The 13,512-nt window shown below is 69.8% G+C and carries 10 protein-coding genes; 1 reads left to right on the top strand and 9 read right to left on the bottom strand.

The genetic code is table 11. The annotated features are described in order from the left end of the window. Positions 1 to 177 precede the first annotated feature (177 nt). Genes ACFZB3_RS25275 through ACFZB3_RS25265 form a run of 3 tightly spaced genes read right to left on the bottom strand, consistent with a single transcriptional unit; the run spans position 178 to position 3,546 of the window. On the bottom strand, positions 178 to 927 hold the full coding sequence (locus ACFZB3_RS25275) for a succinate dehydrogenase/fumarate reductase iron-sulfur subunit (RefSeq protein ID WP_391378715.1): 750 nt from the start codon (positions 925 to 927) through the stop codon (positions 178 to 180). Then, positions 924 to 2,873 (bottom strand): fumarate reductase/succinate dehydrogenase flavoprotein subunit, encoded by a 1,950-nt coding sequence (locus tag ACFZB3_RS25270; RefSeq protein WP_391378712.1) that lies wholly within the window; start codon positions 2,871 to 2,873, stop codon positions 924 to 926. The genes ACFZB3_RS25275 and ACFZB3_RS25270 overlap by 4 nt, the downstream gene beginning before the upstream one ends. 1 nt (position 2,874) lies before the next feature. Further along, positions 2,875 to 3,546 carry a succinate dehydrogenase gene (locus ACFZB3_RS25265; RefSeq protein WP_391378890.1) on the bottom strand — a complete coding sequence of 224 codons (672 nt, stop codon included), beginning with the start codon at positions 3,544 to 3,546 and terminating at the stop codon, positions 2,875 to 2,877. Between the two features lie 119 nt (positions 3,547 to 3,665). Here ACFZB3_RS25265 and ACFZB3_RS25260 point away from each other — a divergent pair, with 119 nt between their 5' ends. Next, positions 3,666 to 4,550: a LysR substrate-binding domain-containing protein gene (locus ACFZB3_RS25260; protein ID WP_391378710.1), complete on the top strand. Its 885-nt coding sequence runs from the start codon at positions 3,666 to 3,668 to the stop codon at positions 4,548 to 4,550. Positions 4,551 to 4,632: 82 nt separating this feature from the next. On the opposite strand, the gene ACFZB3_RS25255 is transcribed toward ACFZB3_RS25260, so the two are convergent. From ACFZB3_RS25255 to ACFZB3_RS25230, 6 genes are all read right to left on the bottom strand, one after another. Beyond that, on the bottom strand, positions 4,633 to 5,550 hold the full coding sequence (locus ACFZB3_RS25255) for an ABC transporter permease subunit (protein WP_391378708.1): 918 nt from the start codon (positions 5,548 to 5,550) through the stop codon (positions 4,633 to 4,635). Continuing rightward, positions 5,547 to 6,479, bottom strand: coding sequence for an ABC transporter permease subunit (locus ACFZB3_RS25250; protein WP_391378705.1), 933 nt, complete (start codon positions 6,477 to 6,479; stop codon positions 5,547 to 5,549). Before ACFZB3_RS25250 ends, ACFZB3_RS25255 begins: the two co-directional genes overlap by 4 nt. Continuing rightward, complete coding sequence (locus tag ACFZB3_RS25245; RefSeq protein ID WP_391378703.1) at positions 6,476 to 7,852, bottom strand: extracellular solute-binding protein; 1,377 nt, start codon at positions 7,850 to 7,852, stop codon at positions 6,476 to 6,478. The genes ACFZB3_RS25250 and ACFZB3_RS25245 overlap by 4 nt, the downstream gene beginning before the upstream one ends. A gap of 25 nt (positions 7,853 to 7,877) precedes the next feature. Continuing rightward, a complete protein-coding gene (locus ACFZB3_RS25240) occupies positions 7,878 to 8,975 on the bottom strand; it encodes an enolase C-terminal domain-like protein (protein ID WP_391378701.1) in 1,098 nt (365 codons plus the stop codon). 53 nt (positions 8,976 to 9,028) lie between these two features. Further along, the gene (locus tag ACFZB3_RS25235; RefSeq protein ID WP_391378698.1) at positions 9,029 to 12,286 is read right to left on the bottom strand and encodes a discoidin domain-containing protein; all 3,258 of its coding nucleotides are present in this window, start codon (positions 12,284 to 12,286) and stop codon (positions 9,029 to 9,031) included. A gap of 270 nt (positions 12,287 to 12,556) precedes the next feature. Then, complete coding sequence (locus ACFZB3_RS25230; protein ID WP_391378696.1) at positions 12,557 to 13,375, bottom strand: FCD domain-containing protein; 819 nt, start codon at positions 13,373 to 13,375, stop codon at positions 12,557 to 12,559. Positions 13,376 to 13,512: the final 137 nt, after the last annotated feature.

The following is a 13,512-nucleotide window of genomic DNA, read 5'->3' as shown; positions in this document are numbered from 1 at the left end:
CGGGGCCGGTGAGCACCACTCCCCCGACCCCGCCCGTCCGCACCTTTCGGCGAACGTCTTTCACTTGTCAGCGCCCTCGCAGGGGCGCCCCGTCAGGGGCGCTGGGGGTACCCCCGGCCGAAGGCTGGGGGAGGAACTGCGCGACCAGCCCCCACGCACCCGCACTCCCCGACGGCGCTACCGCTTCCCCGCCTTCCGGGTAGCCCGCAGCCACTCCTTGTTCATGCTCGTGATGGACACCAGCGGAATCCCCTTGGGGCAAGCAGTCGCACACTCCCCCGTCAGCGTGCACCCCCCGAACCCCTCCGCGTCCATCTGCGCCACCATGTCCAGCACCCGCGTCTCCCGCTCGGGCGCCCCCTGCGGCAGCACGTTCAGGTGGTTCACCTTGGCGGACGTGAACAGCATCGCCGCCCCGTTCGGGCAGGCGGCGACACACGCCCCGCACCCGATGCACTCCGCGTGCTCGAAGGCGAAGTCGGCGTCGGCCTTCGGCACCGCCGTGGCGTGGGCCTCCGGCGCGGACCCGGTCGGCGCGGTGACGTACCCGCCGGCCTGGATGATCCGGTCGAACGCCGACCGGTCCACCACCAGGTCCTTGATCACCGGGAAGGCCGACGCCCGCCACGGCTCGATGTCGATCGTGTCGCCGTCCTCGAAGGACCGCATGTGCAGCTGGCAGGTGGTGGTGCGCTCCGGCCCGTGCGCGTCCCCGTTGATCACGAGGGAGCACGCGCCGCAGATGCCCTCGCGGCAGTCGTGGTCGAAGGCGACGGGGTCCTCGCCCTTGAGGATCAGCTCCTCGTTGAGGGTGTCGAGCATTTCGAGGAACGACATGTCCGACGAGATGCCGTCCACCTCGTACGTGGACATCGCGCCGTCGGCGTCGGCGTTCTGCTGCCGCCAGACGCGCAGGGTGAGCTTCATGCGTAGCTCCGCTGGGTGGGGTGGACGTACTCGAAGACCAGGTCTTCCTTGTGCAGGACCGGGGCGTCCCCGGTGCCGGTGAACTCCCAGGCGGCCGCGTACGCGAACTCGTCGTCCTTGCGGGCGGCCTCGCCGTCCGGCGTCTGGGACTCCTCCCGGAAGTGGCCGCCGCAGGACTCGGCGCGGTGCAGCGCGTCGAGGCACATCAGCTCGGCCAGCTCCAGGTAGTCGACGATGCGGTTGGCCTTCTCCAGGGACTGGTTGAACTCCTCGCCGGTCCCGGGCACCTTGATCCGCCGCCAGAACTCCTCACGGATCTGCGGGATGCGCTCAAGTGCCTTGCGCAGCCCGGCGTCCGTGCGGGCCATGCCGCAGAACTCCCACATCAGCTCGCCGAGTTCACGGTGGAAGGAGTCCGGGGTGCGGTCGCCGTCGACGGACAGCAGCAGGTTCAGCCGGTCCTCGGTCTCGGCCAGCACCTCCTGGACCACCGGGTGTTCGACCGTGACCGCCTCCTGGTGGGGGTGGCGGGCGAGGTAGTCGTTGATGGTGGCGGGGAGGACGAAGTAGCCGTCGGCCAGGCCCTGCATCAGCGCGCTCGCGCCGAGCCGGTTGGCGCCGTGGTCGGAGAAGTTGGCCTCGCCGACCGCGAAGAGGCCGGGGACGGTGGTCTGGAGGTCGTAGTCGACCCAGAGTCCGCCCATCGTGTAGTGCACGGCGGGGTAGATCCGCATCGGAACCTGGTACGGATCCTCGTCGGTGATCCGCTGGTACATGTCGAAGAGGTTGCCGTACTTGGCCTCGACGGCCGCCCGGCCCATCCGCTCGATGGCGTCGGCGAAGTCCAGGTAGACACCCTGCCCGCCGGGGCCGACGCCCCTGCCCTCGTCGCAGACGTTCTTCGCGGCGCGGGAGGCGATGTCGCGCGGGACCAGGTTGCCGAAGGACGGGTAGATGCGCTCCAGGTAGTAGTCGCGCTCGTCCTCGGGGATCCGGTTCGCGGGCCGGGTGTCGCCCTTGGCCTTGGGCACCCAGATCCGGCCGTCGTTGCGGAGCGACTCGCTCATCAGGGTGAGCTTGGACTGGTGGTCGCCGGTGCGCGGGATGCAGGTGGGGTGGATCTGCGTGAAGCACGGGTTGGCGAAGTAGGCGCCGCGCCGGTGTGCCCGCCAGATCGCGGTGGCGTTGGAGTTCATGGCGTTCGTCGACAGGTAGAAGACGTTGCCGTAGCCGCCGCTCGCGAGGACGACGGCGTCCGCGAAGTACGTGTCGATCTTGCCCGTGATCAGGTCCCGGGCCACGATCCCGCGCGCCCGCCCGTCGACCACGATCACGTCGAGCATCTCGGTACGCGGGTGCATCTCGACGTTCCCGGCGGCGATCTGCCTGCTCAGCGCCTGGTAGGCGCCGAGGAGCAGCTGCTGGCCCGTCTGGCCGCGGGCGTAGAAGGTCCGGGAGACCTGGACGCCGCCGAACGACCGGGTGTCGAGCAGGCCGCCGTACTCGCGGGCGAACGGCACGCCCTGCGCCACGCACTGGTCGATGATCTCGACGGAGATCTGGGCGAGGCGGTGGACGTTCGACTCGCGGGCCCGGAAGTCGCCGCCCTTGACGGTGTCGTAGAACAGCCGGTGGATGGAGTCGCCGTCGTTGCGGTAGTTCTTCGCCGCGTTGATCCCGCCCTGCGCGGCGATCGAGTGGGCCCGGCGCGGGGAGTCCTGGTAGCAGAACTGGACGACGTGGTAGCCCTGTTCGGCGAGGGTGGCGCCGGCGGAGCCGCCGGCCAGGCCGGTGCCGACGACGATCACGGTGTGCTTGCGCCGGTTGGCGGGGTTGACCAGCTTGGCCTCGAACCGGCGCTTGTCCCAGCGCTCACTGATCGGGCCGTCGGGGGCCTTGCCGTCGGAGACGGGTGCGCCGGTCGGGTAGTTCACGTAGTCGGTCATGTCAGCTCACCACTCCGGTCATGACACCCACGGGTACGGCGATGAAGCCGGCCGTGAGCAGCAGCGCGAGGACGTCGGCCGTGATCTTGAGGGCGCGGTCGCGGGTGCGGCTGCCGACGCCGAGGGTCTGTGCGGCGCTCCAGAAGCCGTGCCGCACGTGCAGGCCGAGCGCGAGCATCGCGACGATGTAGATGACGTCGCCGTACCAGGTGGAGAAGGTGTCCACGACGTTCTGGTACGGGTGGCCCTCCTGGAAGCCGCCGGAGTGCACGGTGCCGGTGGTCAGGTCCAGGATGTGCCAGACGATGAACAGGCCGAGGATGATCCCGCCCCAGCGCATGGTGCGGGTGGCGTAGGAGGCCCGCGGCTTCTTGTGCACGTACTTGCTCGGGCGTGCCCTGATGTCGCGGCGGCTGAGCTGGTACGCGGACGTGGCGTGGGCGACCACGGCGACGACCAGGACGATCCGGATGAGCCAGAGCGTCCACTCGTAGTGCATGAACGGTTCGCCGACGGTGCGCAGCCAGTGGGCGTAGTGGTTGAACTCGCCCGCCCCGAAGAAGATCTTCAGGTTGCCGATCACGTGCGCGACCAGGTAGAGCAGCATGATCAGGCCGCTGACGGCCATCACGGTCTTCTTGCCGACGGAGCTGTCCCACATCGTGCGCGCCATGGACGGCCGTCGGTCCGTCCGCGTTGCCAGAGCCATGGGGACGACGCTAGGGCCGGACCACCCGATCGGTCCAAGACATGGTCCGGCTGGATTCCATAGCCGGAAGCTATCGTGTCACCATGCAGTTCCAGCAGCTTCAGTACTTCGTCGCCGTGGCCGAGACCCGGCACTTCACCCGGGCCGCCGAGCTGGTCCATGTCGCCCAGCCGTCGCTGTCCCAGCAGATCAAGGCGCTGGAGCGGGAGCTGGGGGCGGATCTGTTCCTGCGCGCGAGGGGCAACATCACCCTCACCGACGCGGGCGAGGCGCTGCTGCCGCTGGCCCGGCGGATCCTCGCGGACGCGGACACCGCCCGGTACGAGGTGCAGGAGCTGGTGCAGCTGCGCAGCGGCCGGGTGCGGCTGGGGGCGACGCCGAGTCTGTGCACCGGGCTGCTGCCGGACGTGCTGCGCGCCTTCCACGACCGCTACCCCGGCATCCAGCTGCTGATCGAGGAGAGCGGGTCCCATGATCTTGTCCGGGAGCTGGCGCGCGGGGCGCTGGACCTGGCGCTGATCGTGCTGCCGCTGCCGCCGGCGTCGCCCGCGCTGACGACCGTGGAGCTGCTGCGGGAGGACCTCGTGGTGGTGTCCTCGCCCGAGGCGACGGCACCCGGGCGCGGGCGGGGCGGAGTGGAGATCTCCGATCTGGAGGGGGAGCGGCTGGTGATGTTCCGGCACGGGTACGACCTGCGGGAGCTGACCGTCGCGGCGTGTCGCTCCGCCGGGTTCGAGCCGAGCTTTGCGGTTGAGGGGGGCGAGATGGACGCGGTGCTGGGGTTTGTGCGGGCGGGGTTGGGGGTGGCCGTGGTGCCCCGGATGGTCGCGGCGCGGTCGGGGCGGGGGCTGCGGGTCACTCCGTTGGCTCGGCCGGGGTTGCATCGGACGATCGCGTTGGCGCACCGGAGTGATGTGGCGCCGCCTCGGGCTGCCAGGGAGCTTCAGAGGATGCTGCTGGAGAGGTGACGGGCTGTGTTTTGGCTGCGGGTTCGTGGGGGCTGGTCGCGCAGTTCCCCGCGCCCCCAAAGGGGCGCGTTGCAGGCAATGTCTATTCCTTGGTGGCTCCCGCCAGCATCCCCGACACCAGCGTGCGCTGCGAGAAGAGGAACAGGACCAGGACCGGCAGGATCGCGATGATGATCGCCAGGGCCAGTTCGGGGATGGTGATGTTCAGGCCCGCGCCTGCCACCGGGTTGAACGACGGGGTGGAGGTGAGGAGTTGGTTGAGGCCCACCTGGACCGGGAACTCGCTGCTGTTCGGGAGGACCAGGTAGGGCAGGAAGAAGTTGTTCCAGTTGCCCACGAAGCTGAAGAAGGCGACCAGGCCGATCACCGGCTTGGCCAGGGGCAGGGCGATGCGGGAGAAGAGCTGCCACTCGGTGCAGCCGTCGATCCTCGCGGCCGACAGCAGGTCCCTGGGGAGGCTGCTGCCGAAGTAGATGTACACGAGGTACACGCCGAACGGGTAGAAGGAGAAGGGCAGGATCACCGACCAGATTGTGCCGATCAGGTGGAAGCGGTTGAGCTCCAGGAAGACCGGCAGCACCAGGGTGGCCTGCGGCATGATCATGGTGACGAGGGTGATCACCAGGAGCGTCCTGCGGCCCTTGAACTTCGTCAGGGCCAGGGCGTAGCCGGCCGGGACGCTGACGGCGAGGGTGAGGACGAGGGAACCGCCCGAGTAGACCGCCGAGTTCTTCAGCCAGGTGAGCATCGCGCCGTCCTGGAACGCGAAGAGGTGCCGCCAGGCCGCGCCGATCTGGTGGAACGAGCCGAAGGACAGCGGGTTGTCGCGGACCACCTCGCCGGCCGTCTTGGACGGGGCGAGCAGCAGCCAGACCACCGGCAGGACGAAGAACACCAGGAGGAAGGCCAGGAGCAGGGCCACGATCAGGAAGGAGAGGGCCCGGGACGGCCGGACGGCGCGCCGGACCGGCGCTGCCGCGGGGAGAGTTGATTGCGTCATGACTCATCCAACTTGAACAGGTTCGAGCGGGCGACCAGCAGGCCCGCGGCCAGGAGTCCCACGGCGAGCAGGACGACGGAGATGGCGGCGGCACCGTTGAAGTCGCCCTGCTGGAAGGCGTACACGTAGGCGAGCTGGTTGGGCGACCAGGTCGGGCTGACCCGGCCGAGGCTGGCCGTCTGGAGCAGCTGGGGCTCGACGAACAGCTGGGTGCCGGTCGCGAACGCCATGATGGTCATGTAGACGATCCACTGCCGGATCATCGGGATCTGGATGTGCCAGGCGGTCCGCCAGGGGCCCGCGCCGTCCATCCGGGCGGCTTCGAGGACCTCGTCGGGGATGTTGTTCAGCGCCCCGTACATCACCACCATCCAGCCGCCCGCGCCGGTCCAGAAGGCGATGAGCATGAGGATCAGGGGCAGGTTGGAGGGGGCGAGGACGGCCGCGAAGGTCTCCATGCCCATGCTCTTCAGCAGCCAGGACACCGGGCTGACGTCGGGATCCAGCATGAACAGCCAGACCAGGACGCTGGCCACCCCGGCGAGGGCGCCGGGGATGTAGTACAGGAAGCGGAACAGGGCGGAGGTGCCGGGGCGGACCCGGCTGCGCAGGATCACCGCGACGAGGACGACCAGGACCACCAGGGCGGCCAGCCACAGCAGCAGGTAGACCAGCATGTGGCCGAAGGCGGGCCCGAAGCGGTAGTCCTGGACCACCTTGACGAACTGGTTCGGGCCGGTGAACTGGCCCCGGTCGTTGGTGAACGCCAGGTAGAAGGAGTAGGCGGTCGGCACGATGCCGAACGCGAGCAGGAGCAGCGTGTAGGCGGCGACGAAGTAGTAGCCCGCACGGCCGCGGGCCCTGCGCCGCGGCGGGGTGCCGCGGCGCAGGGAGGAGACGGCGACGTGCTCGGTCTCCAGCAGGGTCACTGGTTCTCCACCTTGTATCCTTGCGCCTTCGCCTCGTTGCCGATCTCCTTCTGCCAGGCCGGCAGCGTGTCGGTCAGGCTCTTGCCCGCGGTCAGGGCGGGCAGGACGACGCTGGACCAGGCGGTGGCGTCGGAGAACTTGGTGTTGGACCAGCCGGTCCACACCTCGTCCGCCGCCTGCTGGAACGCCGTGCTGACGTCGTTGGCGAAGTAGTCGCTGTTGGCCGGGTTCTTCAGCCAGGCCTGGGCTGCCTTGGTGTAGGCGGGGTAGGTGGGCGCGGACGCCTGGTTCTCGTCGGACGTGGTCAGCCAGCTGACCAGGTCCGTGGAGGCCTTGAGGTTGGCGCTGTGCGAGGACACCATCCAGACCCCGCCGCCGACGTTGCCGGTGGCCGCCTGCGTCTCGCCCTTCCAGGTGAGCGGGGATGCCGCGGCGATCTGCTTGGCCGGGGTCTTGAAGGCGGCCTTGAAGAGGTACTGGCCGTACCACGACGGGCCGTACGCCATCAGGACCTTGCTGCCGCTGTCCTTGGCGAAGCCCTGGCTGAAGAAGCCCTTGGTGGTGACGGCCTTGGCGTCGATCAGGCCGTCCAGGAGCTTTGCCGTGCGGGTGCAGTTCGGGTCCTGCAGATCGGTGCGCAGGGTGTCCGGCTTCACCAGGTCGAACGCCGGGCACTGGCCCGACCAGAAGTACGACTCGTGGGAGTTGGTGTCGCCGACCGAGCCGACGAGGTAACCGGGGTGCTCATTGGCGACCTGCTTGCCGAGGGCCTCGTACTCCTCCCAGGTGGTGGGGACCTGGTAACCCCACTTGTCCATGAGGGACTTGTTGTACCAGAGGACGACCTGCGCGATGTCGTTGCGCAGGCAGTAGGTGTGGCCGTTGAACTGACAGGGCGTCAGGGAGCCCTTGGCGAAGCCGTCCAGGGTGTCCTGCGGGACGAGCTTGTCGTCCAGCGGGGCGGCGAACGGCTGGGCGCCGGGCTTGGTGGGCTCCGAGGCCCAGGTGACGTCGGTGGGCGAGCCGAAGACCACGTCGGGCCAGCCGCTGCCGGTCCGGTCGAAGAGCTGCACCTTGGACTGGAGGTAGGTCGAGCCGTCGGCCCCGCCGTCGTACGTGACGATGTCCATCTTCACGTCCGGGTGGGCCTTCTGGTACGCCTGCACGGAGGGCAGCCGGGTCGAGTCCGCCCAGACCGTGATCTGTGAACCGTCCTTCTGCGTGGCCGGCTTGAAGGTCGACTGGGCGGAGGAGGAGGACCGGGCGGTGGTGTCGGCGCTGGCGCAGCCGGCCAGCAGCGCCGCGGTGGTCAAGGAGAGTGCGGCGGCGGCCGTACGCAGGACGCCCGCTCTCCTGGAGACGGAAGACCTCATCGTCTTGCCTTTCTGTTCTTGCCGGTCAGCGCGGCTGTTCGACGAACGGCAGGAGTTCGCTGCCGTAGCCGAGGTCGAGGGGAAGGGCGATGCCGGGTCCCGTGGGGGCGTGGACCAGGCCCCGGTCGTCCACGTGGCGTTCGCGCACGACCGTGGTCGCGGTCACCAGGGACTCGTAGTAGGTGGTGTTGGAGATGGCCATGCACAGGTGGTGGTTGGGGATGTCCGAACCGTGCACCTCGGCGCGGAGCCGGTAGGCGTCGGCGAGGTGGGCGGTGCGCATGGCGCCGGTGATGCCGCCGCGGAGGGTGGTGCCGGCCCGGACGCCGAAGGTGGCGGCGCCGGCCCGGATGAAGTCCGCGGAGTTCATGTGGACGCCGTCGGAGGTCTCGGCGACCAGCAGGGGAACGTCGACGGCCGCGGCGAGCTGCTGGTAGGCGGAGACGCTGAACTCGCGCATCGGCTCCTCGTACCAGAGGTAGTCGGCCTCGGAGAGGGCCCGCCCGAGGCGGATCGCGTCGGGCAGGTCGAAGCCGGCCGAGCCGTCGTACATCAGGGGCACGTCGGGGCCGACGTGCTCGCGCAGGGCGAGGCAGAGGTCGGCGTCGCGGCGGGCGTCGCCCCAGGCGTGCAGTTTGATGCCCCGGTAGCCGAGGTCCAGGCACTGGTCGGCGACGTCGAGGAACTCCTCGGTGGTGGCGAACGTCGACGTGGAGGCGTATGCCGGGATGGCGTCCCGGAAGCCGCCGAGCAGCCGCCAGACCGGCTGGCCGTGGTACCGGCCAGCCAGGTCCCACAGGGCGATGTCGATCAGGCCCAGGGTGGGGAGCGGGAGTTCGTGGATACGGTCCAGCTCCCACACCCGGTGCCACAGCCACTCCCGCTGGAACGGGTCGGCCCCGACCAGTTCCTCGCGGAAGACCCGGTCCACCAGCTCGGTGAGGGTGGTGAAGGCTCCCGGGCGGGCGAACAGGGCCACGCCCTCGGCCCCCTCATCCGTGCCGATGCGGAGCACCGCGCCGTCGCCGACCGGAGCGCTGCCGCTCAGACCCTCCCGCCAGCGGAAGGGCGGGGTGGCCGCCGGAACGTCGATCCGGTGTACTTCGACATGGGTGATCTTCATCCTGGCTTTCGTTTCTGTGGGTGAGGTGACGGCGGCGCCCGGGGGCGGTCGGGTCAGAAGCCGCCGTACGCCTGGAGTTCGTAGACGCTGCCGCCGTTCCAGCTGGAGCCGGTGACGGTCAGGCGCAGGTAGCGGGCCGTGACGGGCTGGTCGGCGAAGGAGTAGTCGGTCTGCGCGACGGTGTTGTCCGCCGTGTGGTCCTCGAAGGTCGACCAGTCGGCGCCGTCGGTGGAGTACTCCAGGCGGTACTTGTAGCCGCTCGACTTCTCGAAGGTGGTGACGACGGCGGAGACGCTGGTGTCCTTGCCGAGGTCCACCTGGAGCCAGGACGGGTCGGGCAGGCCGAGGCCCTGCGCCCAGCGGGTCGTCAGGTCACCGTCGAAGGCCTTGGCAGGAACGTTTCCTTCCGAGTCGGAGGAGGCCGTCGCCGTCTTGTTCAGGGCCAGGTCGTCGTCGGCCGGGGTGGTGACCTCGGCCGCCGCGCTGGGGTCGGAGGCGTTGAGCTCGGCGTCGCGGGCGACGACGGTGAAGGAGTACTCCGTCCCGGGCTTCAGGCCCGAGACCCGGTACGTCGTGTCGCCGGTGACACCGATCCGCGTGCCGTCCTGGTAGACGACGTAGCTGGTCACGCCGGTGTCGTCGGTGGCGGCCGGCCAGCTGACGTCCACCAGGCCGGGCAGCAGCGCCTTGGCGGTGGGCTGTCCGGGGGCCGCGGGGGCGGTGTGGTCGGAGCCGGGTGCGCGGGCGGTGCCGTAGACCTGGAAGTCGTAGATGCTGCCGCCGTTGCCGCTGGAGCCGGTGACGGTGAGCCGTACGAAGCGGCCGGTGACCGGGGTGCCGGCGTCGGCGTAGTCGGTCTGCGCGGTGGTGTTGTCGGCGGTGTGGTCCGCGAGGGTCTGCCAGTGGACCTCGTCCGGTGACACCTCGATGCGGTACTTGTAGCCGCTGCTCTTCTCGAAGGTGGTGATGGCGCCGGTCACGTCGTACGACGCGCCGAGGTCGACCTGGATCCAGGACGGGTCGGGCAGTCCGAGGCCCTGTGCCCAGCGCGTCGACAGGTCGCCGTCGACCGCCCTGGCCGGGACGTTGCCCTCGGAGTCGGAGGACGCGGTGACCGGCTTCTTCAGCGCCAGGTCCGCGCCGTCGGGCATGGTGACCTTCAGCGACCTGCTCGGCGCGGACTCGTTGCCGGCCGCGTCCCGGGCGGTGACGGTGAAGGTGTACGTCAGTCCCGCCGTCAGGCCGGAGAGGCGTACGGAGGTCCTGCCGGAGGCGCTGACCAGCTTGCCGTCCCGGAAGACCGAGTAGCCGGTGACTCCGGTGTCGTCCGTGGCGGCGCCCCAGCTCAGGTCGGCGACGGTCGGGAAGTCGGTGACCGAGGTCGGGTCGCCGGGGGCGGTGGGCGCCTGGTGGTCGGTGCCGGCCGGGTCCGGGTCGAGGTGCTGGTAGGCCTTCTCCAGACCGGCGTTGTTCACGATCGAGGCGGGCAGCTGGTCGCAGGAGCCGACCGTGGTGTTGCCGCTGACGTCGTTGTTCTGGCTCAGGTACTGGACGCTGAAGGCGGGCTGGGTGGTGAAGTTGCCCGTCGCCGCGTTGTCCTGGGCGTGGTTCATCAGCAGCCACTGGTAGGAGACGTCGCAGAACGCGTTGCCGGTGTTCTCCCAGTGCCGGCTGCCCTCGTCGTGGTAGACGGCGCCGTAGGCGGGGGCCGGGATGCCGTGGATGTAGTTGCCGGTGACCTTGCCGCCGGGGTCGCTGCTGAGCGTGTAGACCGCTCCGCCGTCGGCCTGCGACTGCATGATGTCGCTGATCTCGTTGTCGCTGACGACGTTGTCACGGCTGATCGTCGGGGTGTCCGAGACCGGGACGCCGGCGTTGTCCGGGTAGGCCGAGTTGCCGCCCTGGTCGGTCAGGCCCCAGCCCCAGCCGACGGAGATGCCGCTGTAGGGCAGGTCGTGGACCTTGTTGTGGGTGATCACCGTGGAGTCGGTGTACCCGGCCAGGATGCCCAGCGAGCCGTTGTACTGGTCGGCGACCTTGGTGACGACGTTGTCATCGACCAGGGTGTCCTCGGTGATGTCGCGGGGGTCGTCGGGGTGGGCGTCGCCCCAGGTGACTCCGCCGATCTGGATGCCGGTCGCGGCGATCTGGCGGAAGACGTTGCCGGTGATGGTGGTGTGCTGGGTGCCGGTGTTCAGGTTCAGGCCGACGGCGCCGAGGTGGGTGAAGGTGTTGCCGGTGAACCCGACGCCCTGCCCGTGGCTGACGTTGACGGCTCCCGGGGTCTTCTTCCAGTTCAGGCGCGTGGAGTCGAAGGTCGGGTTGTCCTCGCCGACCATCCGGAAGCCGGCCTGGCCCTCGATGAGCCCGTCGGACGAACTCGGTTCCAGCCACGTGGAGTAGGAGAAGGTGAGGCCCTGGAAGGACACGTTCGCGACGGGGTGGTCACGGGTGCCGTTCAGGTCGACGAGGTCCTGGACGGCGGGCACGGTGACGTCCGCGGTCCTCATGTCCTCGCCCGGCTCGGGCATGTAGTAGACGTAGCCGGCGCTCTTGTCGAGGTACCACTCCCCCGGGCTGTCCAGCAGTTCGCGGGCGTTCTCCAGCCAGGTCGGGTTCTGGATCTCCTGGCCCTGCTGGAGGTTGGCGTTGTGCCAGCACGGCTGCCGCATCGTCATCGTGTTGCCGGAGACCGACTCGACCGGGCAGCGCATCAGCTTCCAGCCCCAGGAGCTGACGACTTCGAGGTCCGAGGGGTTCTTGTAGCCGCTGATGCCGCTGTCGGTGAAGGTGTAGCCGGTGGACGTCTTGGTGAAGCCCGAGGGGTTCTTCCCGCTGCGGGCCCGGGTCCTCAACTCGCCGTTCACGTACAGCTGGCGGGTGTCGAGGCCGGTCAGCTTGGCCTTGTAGACCTTGCCGTCGGCGTCGGCCTTCGTCCAGCCGGTGACCTGCCTGCCGCCGCTGATCACCGGGTGCGCGCCGGGTGCGGCCTCGTAGACGATCTTCTGCCCGGCCTTGCCGGAGTCCTTGGCGGTGAGGGCGAAGGTGCGGCTGAGCCGGTAGGTGCCGGACAGCAGCCGGACATGGACGTCGCCGTCGACCCTGCCCTTGGCGTCGCGCACGTAGTCCCGGGCGTGTTCCAGGGTCCTGAACGGATGGTCGGCGGTACCGCGGCCGGTGTCCTTGCCGGCCGGGGAGACGTAGACGGTGAGCCCGGAGGCCTTCGGGGCCGCCTGGGCCGGGGTGGCGGCCAGCGGGGCCGCCGCGAGGGCGAGGGGCAGGGCGGCTATGAGGGTTCTCGGCAGGGGCACGGCTCTGCCCCTGCGCACAGACAGAAGAGACACGGAGATCCAATCGCCTGATGGGATGGAGCATCGGAACCGGGTCGTCCGCCCGGTTCCCGGGGTGCGGGCCTTCGCCGTTCGGGTGCGGGCCGGTGGGGGCTGGTCGCGCAGTTCCCCGCGCCCCTTTCAGGGGCGTTCGCCTGGCGCCCCTTCAGGGGCGCTGGGGGTACCCCCGGCCGAAGGCCGGGGGAGGAACTGCGCGAGCAACCACCCACGGCCCGCGCCCCGCCGACGGGCCTACGACACCGACGTCTGTGGCGGAAGGCCGGAGTCCCCGGGGCCGCTGTCCGTCGTCGGCCGCCCGGGCGCAGCCCGTTCGCCGAGGTTGAACAGCCGGTCGCGGATCTTCCGCTCGAACTGGCTCTGCGTGGTGGCGATGTGCTCCACCATCAGCTCGCTCGCGAGATCGGCCTCCCCCGCGGCGACCGCCTCTGCGATGGCGAGATGCTGTCGTGCGGCGACCTCCAGCGAGCCGGGGGCGTCGCCGTGGAAGAGCAGCACGTCGGACTGGGACGCGAGGCGCCGTACGCCGGCGACGCTGGAGCGCAGGAACACGTTGTGCGCGGCCGCGCCGACCGCGTCGTGGAAGGCCTCGTCGGCGCGGGCGAAGGCGTGCCCGTCGTTCGCCTGGGCCGCGGTCAGGGAACTCTGCGCGCCCTCCCGGATGGTGCGGACCTCGACGGGGTTGGCGAGGCCGGCGGCCCGGCGGGCCGTCTCCGACTCGATCACCGTGCGGTAGTCGAGGAGCATGAGGACGTCCTCCATGCTCGTCGGCCGGAAGTGCGAGAGATGGTCGTCCACCAGTCCGCCGGACGCCTCCGCGACGAAGATGCCCGCGCCCCGCCGCACGCTCAGCCGGCCGATCGCCGCCAGGACCTTGACCGCCTCACGGGTGACGTTGCGGGTCGCGCCCAGGATCTCGGCCAGGCCCGCCTCCGTGGGGAGCCGGTCGCCCGGCCGCAGGTTCTGCTCGGCGATGTACTCCAGCAGTTGTTCGGCGACCAGTTCGTACCCCGGCCGGTAGGGACCGTCGGAGACCGGTGACGGATCCGCCACGGTGCACCCCCTCCTCGATGTCGGATGAATCAGGTTCATCGGCGGTGGTCACTATGACACCCGCGCTACACGGAGGGAAGATGTTGGACGGAACTCGTTTCAACTGCCTGACGGGACAGGGTGATACCACCCGTAAG

Source organism: Streptomyces sp. NPDC008092 (assembly GCF_042957285.1).
Classification (GTDB): Bacteria; Actinomycetota; Actinomycetes; order Streptomycetales; family Streptomycetaceae; genus Streptomyces.
The sequence above is the reverse complement of the archived record's forward strand: the minus strand, read 5'-3'. Positions and strand labels throughout refer to the sequence as shown.